Source organism: Actinosynnema pretiosum, from assembly GCF_002354875.1.
GTDB lineage: Bacteria > Actinomycetota > Actinomycetes > Mycobacteriales > Pseudonocardiaceae > Actinosynnema > Actinosynnema auranticum.
Window position 1 is genome coordinate 4,983,962 of the sequence record NZ_CP023445.1, and the last position, 14,758, is coordinate 4,998,719.

The 14,758-nt window shown below is 73.8% G+C and carries 9 protein-coding genes; 6 read left to right on the top strand and 3 right to left on the bottom strand.

Annotated elements, in window-relative coordinates:
• Positions 1–14: 14 nt before the first annotated feature.
• Both CNX65_RS21195 and CNX65_RS21200 read right to left on the bottom strand, forming a co-directional pair.
• A complete protein-coding gene (locus tag CNX65_RS21195) occupies positions 15–1,508 on the bottom strand; it encodes a VMAP-C domain-containing protein (RefSeq protein WP_096495324.1) in 1,494 nt (497 codons plus the stop codon).
• 508 nt (positions 1,509–2,016) lie between these two features.
• Complete coding sequence (locus CNX65_RS21200; protein WP_096495325.1) at positions 2,017–2,583, bottom strand: TetR/AcrR family transcriptional regulator; 567 nt, start codon at positions 2,581–2,583, stop codon at positions 2,017–2,019.
• Positions 2,584–2,655: 72 nt separating this feature from the next.
• On the opposite strand from CNX65_RS21200, the gene CNX65_RS21205 reads away from it, so the two are divergent.
• The 6 genes from CNX65_RS21205 to CNX65_RS21230 all read left to right on the top strand — a co-directional run bounded on the left by CNX65_RS21205 (position 2,656) and on the right by CNX65_RS21230 (position 8,896).
• Positions 2,656–3,135, top strand: a complete 480-nt coding sequence (locus tag CNX65_RS21205; RefSeq protein ID WP_096495326.1) for an FBP domain-containing protein — start codon at positions 2,656–2,658, stop codon at positions 3,133–3,135.
• A gap of 31 nt (positions 3,136–3,166) precedes the next feature.
• The gene (locus CNX65_RS21210; RefSeq protein ID WP_096495327.1) at positions 3,167–3,508 is read left to right on the top strand and encodes a pyridoxamine 5'-phosphate oxidase family protein; all 342 of its coding nucleotides are present in this window, start codon (positions 3,167–3,169) and stop codon (positions 3,506–3,508) included.
• 315 nt (positions 3,509–3,823) lie between these two features.
• Positions 3,824–4,720, top strand: a complete 897-nt coding sequence (locus tag CNX65_RS21215) for an SAM-dependent methyltransferase (protein WP_096495328.1) — start codon at positions 3,824–3,826, stop codon at positions 4,718–4,720.
• Between the two features lie 286 nt (positions 4,721–5,006).
• Complete coding sequence (locus tag CNX65_RS21220) at positions 5,007–6,209, top strand: cytochrome P450 family protein (protein WP_096495329.1); 1,203 nt, start codon at positions 5,007–5,009, stop codon at positions 6,207–6,209.
• A gap of 207 nt (positions 6,210–6,416) precedes the next feature.
• The gene (locus tag CNX65_RS21225) at positions 6,417–8,027 is read left to right on the top strand and encodes a RecQ family ATP-dependent DNA helicase (protein WP_096495330.1); all 1,611 of its coding nucleotides are present in this window, start codon (positions 6,417–6,419) and stop codon (positions 8,025–8,027) included.
• A 167-nt stretch (positions 8,028–8,194) separates the two neighbouring features.
• Positions 8,195–8,896: a glycoside hydrolase family 11 protein gene (locus CNX65_RS21230; RefSeq protein ID WP_096495331.1), complete on the top strand. Its 702-nt coding sequence runs from the start codon at positions 8,195–8,197 to the stop codon at positions 8,894–8,896.
• A 166-nt stretch (positions 8,897–9,062) separates the two neighbouring features.
• Here CNX65_RS21230 and CNX65_RS21235 read toward each other — a convergent pair whose 3' ends face one another.
• The gene (locus tag CNX65_RS21235; RefSeq protein ID WP_096495332.1) at positions 9,063–14,546 is read right to left on the bottom strand and encodes an ATP-binding protein; all 5,484 of its coding nucleotides are present in this window, start codon (positions 14,544–14,546) and stop codon (positions 9,063–9,065) included.
• Positions 14,547–14,758 lie beyond the last annotated feature (212 nt).

Consider the following 14,758-nt stretch of genomic DNA (forward strand, 5'->3'; position numbering starts at 1 on the left):
TCCCCCGGCGGCGGTCATCGCGCGACCGCCTCCTCGGGGGCGCCCGCGCCCGCCGGGGTGACGAGCCGGTCGGGGTCGTCGTACAGCACGGTCACGGCGGCGCCCGCCTTCGGCGGTGTGCCCGTCTCGGCCCCGAACGCCGCGACGCGCATGAGCCGCACCTTGCCCAGCAGGTCGTGCCGGTCGTCGCCGGTGTGCAGGAGCGCGTCGACCAGGTCGGGGAACCCCGGCGCCGCGGTCCGGTCGCGGTGCCACAGCATCAGCGGGACGCCGTGCCGCTCCCCCGCCTCGACCTGCTGGAAACCGGGGAAGCCCGGCTCGGGCGGACCGCTGAGGACGACGGCGACCAGCTCCCGGTCCCGGTTCAGCTCCGTCATGAGCGCGGTCAGCGCGCCCGCCTCGCAGTCGACCCGGCCCGAGAGCGGGATGGCGCGCCCCTCCGCGAGGTGCCTGAGGAGCGCGGACCAGCGCTTGAACCACACCCGCAGGTAGCGGGGGTTCACCGCGCGCCGGGTGCTGCGGACCACCAGCTGGTAGCGGCAGCCCACCGGTTCGTCGAGCAGGGCCCCGCGCTCCCACGGCCAGGCGTCCACGTCGAGGTTGAGCAGCTCGGGGCTGAGGAAGACCTCGATGCGGATCTCGACGTCGTGCCGCGCCCACTCCCGCTCGACCTGGTCCACCAGGTCGGCGACGTGCTTCTTCACGACCGGGAGCGGCCCGGTGACCTCGCGCCCTGGGACGGGGGCCCAGTCGGCCGCGCCGTCGAGCTGCCGCCAGTCCCACAGCCGGTACTCCTCGCCGCTGGGACCGTGCCGCTCCAGGCGCAGCACGAGGTAGGCGGGGGAACCGGGGGCCGGTCCGGCGGTGGCGTGCGCGGCGCCGCGCAGGGCGAGCAGCTGGTCGACCACCTCCAGCTCCAGCGCTTGCCGGAACGCCCAGTCCCGCAGCTCGTTGGCCAGGCCCGCCGGGAACCTGGTGGCGATGCGCTCGACCAGCTCCAGGGTCCTGGGCAGGCCCGACGCGCCCGCGTTGACGTTGTCCAGCAGGGCGAACGCCTGGCGGTAGGTGACGGGTCCGCGCAGGTCGTCCGCGGCGGGACCGGCGATGGACGCGCACAGCTCCGCCAGGTCGGGCAGCGAGGTCCCCTCCAGCAGCGCCAGCAGCGCGGTGGTGGCGGCGGAGGTGTGCACCGGTTCGACGTCGGCGCCCAGCACCAACCGCTCCAGCGCGGACACGTGCGCCGGGTCGTGCGCGCACCAGCGGGCCGCGCGCAGGAGCGCGCCCAGCCGCTCGGGGGTCCGCGCGCAGAACTCCGCTATCCGGTAGAGCTGCATCCTGGGGTGCGTCTGGTCCTTGAGGACCACCGGCTCGTCCAGCTCCGCGCGCAGGACGTCGATGAACGCGTCCCGGTCGGCCTGGGTGTCGAGTCCGGGGATGCCGCTGAGCGCCTCGGCGAACGGGAGGACGGTTCCCCGCCCTCGGCTGTCGCGACTGCCTTCACGGACCATGCCTGCTCCCTGGTTGCCGAGGATTCTCCCGTTCAGTGGCAGGTGTGCCGGGATCGCCGGAACGCGGTGCGGACGACCGCGCAATGCTCGGTGGGGATTTCCCGGGATGCGCGCGGTCCGAGGGAAAGAACCACAACACGCCTCCCCGTCCTGGGCGCCGACCCGTCCACCCTAGAGCCAGGGGGGTGCCCTGGCGCTGCGGCCGGACAGGCCAATTCCCGCTCGATGAGCCGGGGTCCCGCAGTGTCCTCGGGACTCCCACAGGCAAGGGTCCGCACGCAGGGGCGGCACCGTAAGGGAGGCCACCCGTTCCGCGTAGCTGCCCGTGCCCCGTTCGCACGAAAGGGGAGGGGGATTTTCAACCCCGCGTGCACGCCGTCGCGGAGGCGTTCCCCTGAACAACCGAACCGGGAAAACCGGGAAATGGAGAAACTTGCACAGTGCCTTTTTCTGCCGACGCCGAACTGTATCGAGGAGTCGGGAAAAGCACCAAGGGACGGCGCCCCGGCTACCGGGGCGCGGGCCAGGCGCGCAGGGCCGCGTCCAGCGCGTCCAGGGCGCGCCGCCAGCTCGTCCCGCTGTCCGGTTCGCTGTGCCCGAAGCCGCCCGCCAGCTCCAGCTCGGCGTACCCGTGGAACACGCTGCCCATGAACCGCACCGCGTGGACCTGCTCCGCCTCCGGCAGGTCGTAGCCGCGGAGCACCGCGCGCGCCAGGTCGGAGTGCCTGCGGCCGGTCGCGACGTCCTCCGGGGCGACCCGGCTGCGCGTGGCCGCGTACCGGCCGGGGCAGTGGCGGGCGTAGTCGCGGTACGCGCCGCCCAGGGCGGCGAGCGCGTCGCGACCGGAGCGGCCCGCCAGGGCAGCCGCGCCGAGGTCGGCCAGTTCCGCGAGCGCGAAGGCGGAGATCCGGGCGCGCAGGTCGTCGAACCCGGCGACGTGCGAGTACAGGCTCGCCACCTTGACCCCGACCCTGCGGGCGACCTCGGAGGCGGTCAGCCGGTCGAAGCCGATCTCGTCCGCCAGCTCCGCCCCGGCCCGGACCAGGCGTTCGGCGGTCACCCCGGCGCGCGCCACCCGGCACCACCATCCTTCCGAAAGGTGTTAGTCATTTGCCTAAAGGCTTTAGGGAACCTACCGTACCCCACCATGAGGCCGTTGACCGAGCAGGAGATCCGGGGCGCGTTCGTGAACTGCAGCAAGGGCGAGGCCAAGCGCCTGAACGTGCCCCGCGACCTGGCGCAGCAGCCCTGGGAGGACCTGGACTACCTGGGCTGGCACGACCCGAAGGCGCCCGAGCGGGCCTACCTGGTCGCGGAGCTGGACGGGAGGCTGACCGGGCTGGCCCTGCGGGCGCCCGCGCCGGTGGCCCGCGGGCGGAGCATGTGCTCGATCTGCGTGACCACGCACAGCGGCGGGGTGTCGCTGGTCGTGGCGCCGAAGGCCGGGAAGGCGGGGAAGCAGGGGGACACGGTCGGGACCTACCTGTGCGGCGACCTGGCGTGCTCGCTGTACGTGCGCGGCAAGCGGGACTCGGGCGAGCCGAACCGGGAGACGCTGGGGGTGGAGGAGCGGAGCAGGCGGATCGTGGTGAACCTGAGCGCGTTCGTCGCCAGGGTCACCGGGTGACGGGACGGGCGCGCAGCGGGATCACGCGGGTGTGACCACCACCGGGTTCGACCCGGGGGACCTGCTCGCGCACAGCTCGCTCGGGGTCCTGGCGACGCTCAAGGCCGACGGGACGCCCCAGCTCTCCCCCGTGCAGCCCCACTGCGACCGCGAGGCCGAGGTCGTCCTCGTCTCCACCACCGCCGGTCGGGCCAAGGCCGGGAACCCAGGGCGCGACCCGCGCGGGCCGGAGGTGGAGGCGCTGGTCGACCACTACCGGCGGGCCGCCGGGGAGCACCCCGACCGGGACGGGTACCGGGCGGCGGTGGTCGCCGAGCGGCGGGTGCTGATCACACTGCGGGTCAGCCGGGTGCACGGGGAGAGCGTCGGGTGAGCGCGCCCCGGCGCGCGGCGGGCGGCGGGGAGGTCGGCGCTCGGCGCTGATTCATCCGTTCGACTCAAGCACCGGGGCCGGGCGGTGGGGCGGGCGCACTCCGGTGAGCACCGCTGACACGTTCAGGCGCGCCCTCACCGGTCAGCGGCGCGGCCCCCGGAACGACTCTGCGCAACACGCGCGTCACCCCCTCAGCCGACGCCCCCGGAACCGCCAGCGCCGTAGCGTAGTTTCGCCCCCGACCGCCCCACGACGGCGTTGGGCGGCGATCCGGGGGCGGAGCGGCGGGGCCCGGCTTCGCGGGGAGGGGACGCGATGACCACTGCGGAGGAACGGGTCGCGGCCGGGGTGAGCCGCACCGCGCTGATGGTCGCGGCGGCTCGGGCGATCGAGAGCAACCGGGACGACGCGCTCGCCGTCGACGGGTACGCGGAGCACTTCGTGCGGGCGTTACCGGACACCGAGGGCTGGCCGCTGCGCATCGAGGACGTGGCGGACGGCGACGCCGACCCGCTGTGGGGCAGGCTCGCCCGCTACTTCGGGCTGCGCACGCGGGTGTTCGACGACCACCTGACGCGGGTCGCCCGCGCGGGGACGCGGCAGTTCGTGCTGCTGGGCGCCGGCCTCGACACGCGGGCGCTGCGGCTGGACTGGCCTGGCGGGTGCACGGTCTTCGAGGTCGACCACGAGCACGTGCTGGCGTTCAAGCAGCGGGTGCTGGACGGGCTGGGCGCGAGCGGCGGGGCCGCGCGGGCGCCGGTGGCCGCCGACCTGCGCGGGACGTGGACGCCGAGGCTGGTGGAGGCCGGGTTCGACCCGGCGGCGCCGACGGCCTGGCTGGCGGAGGGGATCTTCATGTTCCTGTCGCACACGGCGGAGCGGCGGCTGGTGCGGGAGCTGGACCGGCTGTCCGCGCCGGGGAGCGGACTGGCGTTCGAGTTCAAGACGTTCCCGGCGGACGGCGCGCCGGTGCGCACCGGGCCGCTGTACACGGTGGCGCGCAAGCGGATCGGCGTGGACCTGCTGTCCCTGTTCAACCCCGACCCCAGGCCCGACAGCGCCACCGACCTCGCGGCGCGCGGCTGGACGGCGACCTCCAGGGCGCCGTTCGAGTTCACCCGCGAGCACGGCCGGGGGCCCACCCCCGAACCGGACGACCCGTTGGAGGACAACCGGTGGATCTTCGCGGAGAAGCGGGGCGGGTGGGCGTGAGCGCGGCGGCGGGGCGGGGGTGGGCGCGGCGAGAGGGGCGCGCACCGGGCGGGCGCGACGCCGGGGGCGGGACGACGCAGGCCGGGCTGGTGCGACACCGGGAGCGGGCGCGGCGAGGTGCGCGACGCGGCGCCGGGAGCGAGCGCGACGCCAGGTGCGGGCTCGACACCGGCCGCCCGGCGCCAACCAGGCCGCGCGGAGCCGGGCGGCCGTGCTCGGCCCCCGATCGGCGCAATGCGCCGGGAAACCGCTGACACGCCCGCCGCGCTGGGCCACCATCGGGCAGGTGATCGCGCCGCTGTTCAGCCCCGCGTACCTCCACGACCCCCACCCGACCCTGCGCGCCCTGCGCGAGCAGGGGCCGGTGCACCGCTCCGCGCTGCCGACCGGGTTGCCGGTGTGGGTCGTCGTCGACCACGCGTGCGCCCGAGCCGTGCTCGGCGACGAGCGGGTGGCCAAGGACTTCCGGCGGCTCGGCGAGATCATGAGCGGCAAGCTGGTCGAGGCCGGGCGGGACCCGAGGCTGTCCGCGCTGTTCCGGGACAACCTGCTGGTCATGGACCCGCCCGACCACACCCGGCTGCGCCGCCTGCTGGCCAGGGACTTCACCGCCCGGCGCGTGGAGCGGCTGCGCCCGAGGGTGGAGGCGCTCACCGCCGAACTGCTGGAGGCGCTGCCCACCACCACCGAGGTCGACCTGGTGGAGCGGTTCGCGCTGCCGCTGCCCATGACGGTGATCTGCGAGCTGCTCGGCGTGCCCGAGGACGCCCGGCCGTCGATGCGCCGCTGGTCCCAGGAGCTGATGGGCGAGTCCGGCCAGGCCGACGCGCTGCGGGCGTCCGAGGAGATGCCCGCCTACCTGCGGGAGCTGATCGCCGACCGGCGCGCCCGCCCCGGCGACGACCTGCTGTCCGCGCTCACCCGCGCCGCCGACGACGGGGACCGGCTCACCGAGGCCGAGCTGCTCGGCACCTGCCTGGTGCTGGTGGTGGCCGGGCACGAGACCACCGCGGGGCTGATCAGCTCCAGCGCGGACCTGCTGCTGCGCGAGGACCCGGTGCGCAGGCTCCTCGTGCAGCGCCCCGACCTGACCCGCCGCGCCGTGGACGAGCTGCTGCGGCTGACCAGCCCGGTCGCGATGACCACCGCCCGGTTCACCACCGAGGACGTCGAGGTCGGCGGCACGGTCATCCCGGCGAACGAGATCGTGCTGGTGAGCCTGCCCTCGGGCAACCGCGACGCGGCCCGCTTCCCCGACCCCGACGGGTTCCGGCTCGACCGGGCCGACGGCGGGAACCTCGCGTTCGGCCACGGCATCCACTTCTGCGTCGGCGCGCCGCTGGCCCGCCTGGAGGCCGAGGTGGCGCTGCGCGGGCTGCTGGACCGGTTCCCGGACTTCCGCCGCTGCGGCAGCCCGGACGACCTGGTGCGCAGGCGCTCCCAGACGGTCACCGGCTGGCGTTCGCTGCCCGTGGTGCTCAACCCCTGACTTTCCCCCCGCGCGGCGCCGGGACCGCCGCCGCCGACCACGCCCTCCCCCTTGCCCCACAAGGGAGAACAGCGCCCCCACCGGCCACCCGCGACCCCCGCTTCACCACCTTGTGACCCGGAACGCGGTTTCCCGCCCCCTCGTCCTGGGAAAGTGGCCCGCATGAGCAGGACACGGTTTCAGGGGTGGAGGCGCAGGTTCACCCGCATGGTCAAGGGTGGGGAGCGGCGCGAGGTCAACCGGACCGCCAAGCGCGCTTTCGGCTGGGACCGGCTGCGGGACGAGCAGGTCACCGCCATCCGCGAGGTGCTGCGCGGGCGCGACGTGTTCGTCGTCATGCCCACCGGCCAGGGCAAGTCCGGCATCTACCAGGTGCCCGGCCTGCTGCTCGACGGGCTGATCGTGGTGGTCTCGCCGCTGGTGGCGCTCCAGCGCGACCAGGTCGCCCGGCTGCGCGAGGTGGGCGCTCCCCCGGCGTACGCGGTCAACGCCGCCCAGTCCGAAGCGGACAACCGCGAGGCGTGGGAGGCGGTCGAGCGCGGGCAGGCGCGCTACCTGTTCCTGTCGCCCGAGCAGCTGGCCAAGCCCGAGGTGGTCGAGAGGCTCGGCAGGCCCGCGCTGTTCGTGGTGGACGAGGCGCACTGCGTCTCCGCCTGGGGCCACGACTTCCGCCCCGACTACCTGCGGCTCGGCCAGGTCGTGGAGACGCTCGGCCGCCCGCCGGTGCTGGCGCTGACCGCGACGGCGGGCTCGGCGGTGCGCGACGACGTGGTGGCGCAACTGGGGATGCGCGACCCGGTGGTCCAGGTGAGCGGCTTCGACCGGCCCAACCTGAAGCTGGAGGTCCGCGAGTTCGCGGACGACGACGACCGGCGGCGCGCGCTGCTGTCGTGGGTGCGCGAGGCGCAGGGCCCCGGCCTGGTCTACGTGGCCACCCGCAAGGACGCCGAGGCGTACGCGGAGGCGCTGGGCGGCGAGCCGTTCCACGCCGGGATGCGCGCCTCCGAGCGGGTGCGGGTGCAGGACGCGTTCATGGCGGGCGAGGTGGACGTGGTCGTGGCGACCTCCGCGTTCGGCATGGGCATCGACAAGAAGGACGTGCGGTTCGTCGCGCACGCCGCGGCCCCCGGCTCGCTCGACGCCTACTACCAGGAGATCGGCCGGGCGGGCCGCGACGGCGAGCCCGCGCACGCGGTGCTGTTCTTCAGCCCCAAGGACCTCGGTCTGCAGCGGTTCTTCAAGGCCCGCCGCCCGGACCGCGCGGAGCTGGCCACGGTGATGGCGCACGTGCACGGCAAGCCGGGGGTGACCGCCGACGAGGCGGCCGACGCGCTGGAGCTGTCCCGCCGCAAGATCGCCGCGCACGTCGCGCTGCTCACCGCGGTCGGCGCGCTCACCGTCGACGAGGACGGCCTCACCGCCGAGAAGCTGCCGAAGGAGGCCGCCGAGGAGGCGGTGGAGGAGGCCGCGCGGCTGCGCAGGCTGGAGCTGTCGCGGGTGGAGGTGCTGCGCGCCTACGCCGAGACCAGGGGCTGCCGCAGGCAGAACCTGCTGGGCTACTTCGGCCAGTCGCTCGGCTTCGCCTGCGGCAACTGCGACACCTGCGACGGCGGCGTGGACACGCAGGCCCCGGTCGCCGAGGACGACGAGTTCCCGCCGGAGAGCAAGGTGACGCACCCGAAGTGGGGCGAGGGCACCGTGGTGCGCACCGAGGGCGAGCAGATCACCGTGCTGTTCCACGAGGTCGGCTACAAGACGCTGTCGCTGCAGGTGGTCAAGGCCAACTCGCTGCTGGACCGGGTGCCGCCCGCGGCGTGACCGACCCGCGTGCCGCGAAACTGTTGCGCACCCCGTTGCCGCGCAACAGTTTCGCAAAGCGTTGACACCGGACCGGGTGCGCAAAACACTGGAGTGGCGCATCCGGCCCGGCACCGCCGCCCGAGCCTCGTGCCGGGTGATCCCTCAACGAGGAGGAGAAGGCGGACATGGCAGAAGCAGCCGACGCAGCGGCGGGCGGGCAGCACCGGATCGGCCGCAGGCTGTTCCTGGGCGGAGCGGGCGCGACCGTGCTGGGGGCGGCCTCCGGGCTCGTGCTCCCCGGCGTCGCCCACGCCCAGACCATCACCACCAACCAGACCGGCACCCACAACGGGTACTACTTCTCGTTCTGGACCGACTCGCAGAACACGATCTCGATGACGCTCGGCGGCGGCGGGAACTACAGCACGTCGTGGCGCAACACCGGGAACTTCGTGGCGGGCAAGGGCTGGAGCAACGGAAGCCGCCGGACGGTGAACTACTCGGGCAGCTTCAACCCCTCGGGCAACGGCTACCTGTGCCTGTACGGCTGGACGTCCAACCCGCTGGTCGAGTACTACATCGTGGAGAGCTGGGGGAACTACCGCCCCACGGGCACGTTCAAGGGCACCGTGAGCAGCGACGGCGGCACGTACGACGTCTACCAGACGATGCGCTACAACGCGCCGTCGGTGGAGGGCAACAACAAGACGTTCCCGCAGTTCTGGAGCACCCGGCAGGTCAAGCGGGTCGGCGGCTCCATCACCACGGGCAACCACTTCGACGCGTGGAGCCGGTACGGGCTGCGCCTGGGCGACTTCAGGTACTACATGATCATGGCGACCGAGGGCTACCAGAGCAGCGGCAACTCGAACATCAACGTCTCCTGATCCCCCAGGGACCGCGGCGGCGGCAGGGCACGGGAGCGCTCCTCCCGCCGGACGTGGAACGGCGCGGACCACGACGTCAGTCGCGGTCCGCGCCGTCTGCGTCGGACCTCTCGGCGCGCTCGGGCTCCCCCCGCGCCGGAAACCCTTCCGGCGCGGGGGGATCGGCTCACCCCTTCAGCGCGTGGTCGATCGCCTCGATGATCCTCGGGCGCAGCTGCGCCACGCTGATGATCTCGTCCACCGAGCCGACCTCGACCGCGCGCTGGATGCTGTGCACCCGGTCGAACTCCGCCGCGACCTCGCCGAGCTTCTCGGCCCGCACCGACGACTGCACCTCGGCCAGCCGGGTGTTGAGCGAGGCCCGCTCCGCGCCCGTGGCCGCCGCGACGAGCGCCTGGAGCTCGGTGACGCGCGGGTCGGTGGCGGTGCGGTTGTTGACCTCGCCGGAGAACACCACGGCCGCCGCGGGCGCGCCGCCGAGCACCGAGGCGAACGAGCCCTCCAGCGCCAGCACCGTCATGTTCGGGTTGAGCGCCTTGGAGAACACCACGAACGCGCCGCCGTGGTAGCGCGAGATCACGCAGAACACGATAGGGCCCTGGAAGTTCACCACGGCCCGGCCGATCTCCGCGCCGTACTCCAGCTGGAGCTTGCGCATCGACTCCGGGGAGCCGTCGAACCCGGACAGGTTCGCCAGCACCACCAGCGGCCGGTTGCCCGACGCGGCGTTGATGGCCCGCGCGGTCTTCTTGGACGAGCGCGGGAACAGCGTGCCCGCCGTGTAGGTGTCCGGGCCGTCGGTGGGCGGGAAGCCGCGACGGGGCACCGAGCGGGACTCGATGCCGATCAGGCACACCGGCCAGCCGCCGATGCGGGCGTCCTGCACCGCCGAGGTGTCCGCGTCGGCCATGCCCGCCCAGCGCTCCAGCACCGGGTGGTCCTGGTCGGTGACCGCGCGCATGACGGTGCGGATGTCGAACGGCTTCTTGCGGTCCGGGTTGTGCTCGGCCGAGAAGATCTGGCCCACGGTGGCGAAGTCGCTGCCCGCCACGGCGTGCGGGAAGCCGGACACGTCGCGCTCGGCCGGGTCCGAGGTCGGGGCGCGGCGCGGGCCGGTCTCGCCGGGCACGACGTACGAGTGGTCGTAGTGCGACATCAGCACGTCGCGGGCGCCCACCAGGTTCGGCGCCCAGTACTGCGCCTGCCCGTTGGGGCCCATGACGCGGTCGTAGCCGCCGATGCCGAAGTTGTCCTCGGCCGAGACGCCGCCGGAGAAGTCCAGCGACTGCTTGCCGGTGAGCACCATCGCCGAGTCGGGCGTCATGACCAGGATGCCCTTGGTGTGCATGAGCATCGTGGCCTCGGCGTTCCAGTACGGCTGGGCTCCGACGGTGATGCCCGCGACCACGATGTTGATCTCGCCGCCGTCCTGGGTGAACTCGACGATGCGCTTGAGCGCCGCCGCGACCCAGTCCATGTTCTCGGTGCCGGAGGTCATCGAGATCCGGGCCCCCGCCGACAGCGCGAACCACTCCAGCGGCACGCCCATCCGGTCCGCGAGGTCGATCGCGGCGATGATCCGCGCGCACTCGGGCTCGGACAGGGCGCCGAGCGCCTTGGTCGGGTCGCCGAGCAGGATGACGCGGGTGACGCCCTCGGGGTGCCGGTCGGTCGGGGTGCTGATCACGCCCGCGACGAGCGCGGCGGTGTTGCGGCCTCTGGGCCGGTCAACGGGCACCAGCGCGCGGTGCTCGTCCAGGTCGTGCTCGACGAACTTGCCCTCAGCGCCGGTGAGCATCCCGACCAGCTCGTACGGGTAGGTGTTGCCGCGCCTGGCCGCCCGCACGACCTTCTGGCCGTAGTCGTCCAGCGGCAGCACCGGCTCGTTCGACGGCTCGCCCACGTGCAGGCTCGCGCCGCGGCCGGGGTCGAGGGTGATGCGCACCGCCACCTCGGCCAGGTCGCCGGACGAGGTGCGCTGGCGCGCGAGGAACTGGACCTCCTCGAGGCCCGCGCCGACCGTGGTGGGCAGGATGCGCTCGACCAGCGTGTTCAGCTCGTCCGGGGTCAGCTCGGTGGACGGCCAGACGTACATCATGATCCGGTTGGTGTCGAAGCGCTTGTTCTGCGGGCGCTTCGCCTGGATGTTGCGGATCGAGTCGAGGCAGGCCGTGATGGCCTCCTCCACGGCGGGCAGCGCGACGAGCCTGCCGTCGGACTCGCGCAGCGGGGTCAGGTCGCGGACCTGGCCCATGGCGATGAGCCGCTCGTCGGCCGGGTTGCTGCGCGCGGTGGCCTTGAACAGGTAGATCTCCTCGTCGACCGAGGGCAGCCTGGTCAGGTCGAACTCGCGCAGCCGGTGCAGCTGCAGGCGCTGGGCGATCTGCGGGTGCAGGCCCCGGATGAGCCGGTCCTCCACGAGCGCGCCGTTCTCCGGGCGGAACGTGAAGTGGTGGTGCATGACCGCGCCGGTGGAGCCCGCCACCGTCGTGGTGACCCGGCGGACCGAGTCGGGCAGCGGGTGCGCGGCGAGGACCTCGGCCAGCCGCACGGCCATGCCCTCGATGTCGGGCTGCCCGTCCCAGACCAGGTACAGGTCGGCCGCCAGGCCGCCCTCGCCGCTCGCGGCGATCCGGCCGACCGCGTCGACGGCGGCGGGCAGCGAGTCGATCTCGACGGCGGTGGCCACGACGCGGTGCACGCCGTTGCCGCCGTCGTAGTCCGCGGTGACGAACCGGCAGCCGGACAGGTCGGTGGTGGTGACCGAGGACAGCCTGCGGTTGCCGTAGTAGCGGCGGGTGATGACCTCCAGCAGCGGCCCGCTGTCCCGGTCGGGGCGGCCGACGCGGCCGGAGACCAGGCGCACCAGCGGCTGCGGTCCGGCGACCATGGCCTTGATCCGCTCGGCGCGGTCGGGCGCGTCCGGGTTCTGGTCCAGGTAGCGCAGGCAGTCGCGGACCTCCACGAACACCTTGGCGCGGTTGCGGCGCAGCAGCGGCTGGGCGAACCAGCGGAACACGATGCCGCGCGCCAGGTCCGACAGCGCGGGAAAGCGGACCTGGGTGGCCTCGACGAGGTGCTCCAGCGCCAGACCGGCGCGCTGGAGCAGCGGCTCGGCGGGCGGCGGGGACTCGATCCACTGGCGCAGCAGCTCGGAGATCACCGCGGCGTGCGCGGCCGGGTCCTGCTGGGCCAGGAAGATCCGGAAGACCGCCGACTCCAGGCCGGGCGCGGTGCGGTCCAGCTCGGTGACGCCGTAGTGGGCGAGCACGCGGGAGAGCTTGGCGGTGAAGTCCTCGGGCAGGCCTGCCCGCTCGACGTCCAGGCTCTGCAGGTAGGCGTGGAAGTGCTCGCGCGGGCTGTGCACGGGGCTGCCCGGCTCGGCCTCCAGCTCGCCGCGCGGCTTGTTGCGGCTGAGCTCGGACAGGTCGGCGAACGCGGTGAGCAGGTCCAGCTCGCCCTCGACGGGACGACCGCCCAGCTCGGCGCGCGAGGCCAGGTAGCCGGACAGGACGCGGCCCCGGTCCTGCGGGTCGACGTCGAAGCCCAGCAGCAGGCTGCGCAGGTCGGACAGGCAGCGGCCGAGGCGGGCGTCGGCGGCGACGCCGTCGGGCTCGGCGGGCAGGTCGACCGGCGCCTCGACGGCGGCGGTCTCGGCCTCGGCGGCGGCGCCGTCGGCCAGCGGCTCCAGGCGCATCAGCGGCGCGCCGGTGGCGACCTGGCTGCCCACGGACACCGGGCGCTCCCGGACCCTGGCGCGGAACGGCGCGCGCAGCACCGTCTCCATCTTCATGCTCTCCAGCACCAGCACGGGCGAGCCCGCGTCCACCTCGTCGCCCACGGCGACCGGGGTGGCCACGACCAGCGCGGGCGCGGGCGAGCGGACGACGCCGCCCTCGTCCAGGCTGATGCGGTGCGCGACGCCGTCGACCTCGACCAGGTGCACGGGGCCGTGGGTGGCGACGACGAGGCGGTGGCGGCGGCCGTTGACGGTGACCTGGCCGCTGTGGTCGTCGAAGCGCTCGCCCTCGACGTCTGCGGTGTGCACGGCGCCGCCGCCGGAGACGCCCACGCGGAAGCGGGAGCGGCCGACGCGGGCCACGGTGACCTGGTAGCTCGCGCCGCGCAGCTTCAGGTTCAGCGGGCGGCCGGTCTCGTGCTGCACCTGGGGACGGCCGCCGTACGCGGTGGCCAGCAGGCCCTGGCGGCTGACCGCCTCCTCCTCCAGGTAGGAGGCGATGGCGGCGGTGGCGAGCGCGACGCCGGAGTGCCTGCGCACGACCAGGCCGCCGTCGGCGCGGACCCGGTCGATCCAGCCGGTGTCGGCGCTGGCGTCGATCACCTCGGGCTGGTCGAGCAGGTCGAGCACGAAGCTCTTGTTGGTGGCGCCGCCCTCGATGACGACGGTGGTCTCGGCCATGGCGCGGCGCAGGCGGCCGAGCGCCTCGGAGCGGTCCCGGCCGTAGGCGATGATCTTGGCGATCATCGAGTCGAAGTCGGCGGGGATGCTGTCGCCCTCGCTGACGCCGGTGTCGACCCGGATGCCGGGGCCGGAGGGCAGCACGAGGCGGGTGATGCGGCCGGGCGAGGGGGCGAAGTCGCGGTCGGGGTCCTCGGCGTTGAGCCGGGCCTCCACGGCGTGGCCGCTCTCCACCGGCTGCGGGCCCTCCAGCCTGCCGCCGGACGCCACGTGCAGCTGGAGCTTGACCAGGTCGGTGCCGGTGGTGATCTCGGTGATGGGGTGCTCGACCTGGAGGCGGGTGTTGACCTCCAGGAACGCGAACAGCTTCTCGCCGGGGTGGTACAGGAACTCGACGGTGCCCGCGCCCCGGTAGTCCACGGCGAGCGCGAGGCGCTCGGCGGAGGCCTTGAGCTCGGCGGTCTGCTCGGGGTCCAGGACCGGGGACGCCGACTCCTCGATGATCTTCTGGTTGCGGCGCTGCACGGAGCAGTCCCGCACGCCGAGCGCCCAGGCGGTGCCCTGGCCGTCCGCGATGACCTGCACCTCGACGTGCCGGGCCCCGGTGACCAGGCGCTCCAGGAACACGATGCCGGAGCCGAAGGCGCGCAGGGCCTCCTGGCTGGTGCGCTCGTAGGCCTCGGTGAGGTCCTCGGCGGAGGCGACCATGCGGATGCCGCGCCCGCCGCCGCCCGCGGTGGCCTTGAGCATCAGCGGGTAGCCGATGCGGGCGCCCGCGCTGAGCGCGTCCTCCAGGGTGGCGACCTCGCCCTTGCTCCACGGCGCGACCGGGACGCCGACCTCCTCGGCGATCAGCTTCGCGCCGATCTTGTCGCCGAGCTTGCGCATGGCCTCGGCGGACGGGCCGATGAAGGTCACGCCGATCCGGTCGCACAGCTCCGCGAACTGCGGGTCCTCGGCGACGAAGCCCCAGCCGACCCAGGCCGCGTCGGCCCCGGTCTCCAGCAGCGCGCGCTCCAGGACCGCGTGGTCCAGGTAGGGGCGGGCCGAGGCCGGGCCGATGCAGTGGGCGAGGTCGGCCTCGCGGACGAACGTCGAGCCCCGGTCCGCGTCGGTGTAGAGGGCGACGGTCTCGATGCGCCTCCCGGTCTCCGCGGACAGGTCCCGGACGGCGTGGATGAGCCGCATGGCGGCCTCACCGCGGTTGACGATGGCGACACGAGTGAACACCTTGCTGAGCCTCCCGATTACCCACGCGCGAAAGGCGGCGTCCGCGTACCGGAGCGCCGCCCGCAGCCTGATTCATAACCCTGACGGCTCGGCCACCCGCGCACCATGTTCGTGATGGCGTGTGGCGGGGCGGCCGGTTTGTAGGGTGTCGACAAAGGCCGCTGAGCGGTTACCACACGGATCAACGGCCACACAAGTTCCTCCGGAGGGGA

What these genes read in the sequence shown, in the direction of transcription:
- CNX65_RS21195 (WP_096495324.1), bottom strand. Translation starts at nt 1,508, where the DNA reads ATGGTCCGTGAAGGCAGTCGCGACAGCCGAGGGCGGGGAACCGTCCTC.
- CNX65_RS21205 (WP_096495326.1), top strand. Translation starts at nt 2,656, where the DNA reads ATGAGGCCGTTGACCGAGCAGGAGATCCGGGGCGCGTTCGTGAACTGC.
- CNX65_RS21215 (WP_096495328.1), top strand. Translation starts at nt 3,824, where the DNA reads ATGACCACTGCGGAGGAACGGGTCGCGGCCGGGGTGAGCCGCACCGCG.
- CNX65_RS21225 (WP_096495330.1), top strand. Translation starts at nt 6,417, where the DNA reads ATGGTCAAGGGTGGGGAGCGGCGCGAGGTCAACCGGACCGCCAAGCGC.
- CNX65_RS21230 (WP_096495331.1), top strand. Translation starts at nt 8,195, where the DNA reads ATGGCAGAAGCAGCCGACGCAGCGGCGGGCGGGCAGCACCGGATCGGC.